At 65.1% G+C, this 252-nt stretch carries 1 pseudogene; it reads left to right on the top strand.

Features of this window, described 5'->3' with window-relative positions:
* Positions 1 to 252: pseudogene (locus SB751_RS33250) on the top strand (IclR family transcriptional regulator); the annotation flags it as partial.

The raw sequence follows: 252 nt of genomic DNA, 5'->3' as shown, positions 1-252 counted from the left end.
GCATCGCCCGGGCCGATCCCGTGCTCGACCGCGTCTATCCCAGCCTGGTTGAATTAAGGGACGCAACCCGGGAAACCGTCGTGTTCGCCAAGCTGACGCAGGACGGCCGGGTGGTCTACCTGGATGTGCTGGACTCGCCCCATACGATCCGATACGCGCCGGTTGCCGGCGAGTTCAAGGACGTACACGCCAATTCGCTGGGAAAAGCGCTCATGTCGCTGATGGACGAGCCGGCCCGCGACGCGCTCCTGG

It is taken from the genome of Cupriavidus sp. SIMBA_020, from assembly GCF_046535395.1.
Lineage (GTDB): Bacteria > Pseudomonadota > Gammaproteobacteria > Burkholderiales > Burkholderiaceae > Cupriavidus > Cupriavidus campinensis.
Note: the sequence above shows the minus strand (reverse complement) of the source record. Positions and strands in the feature narration are given on the sequence as shown.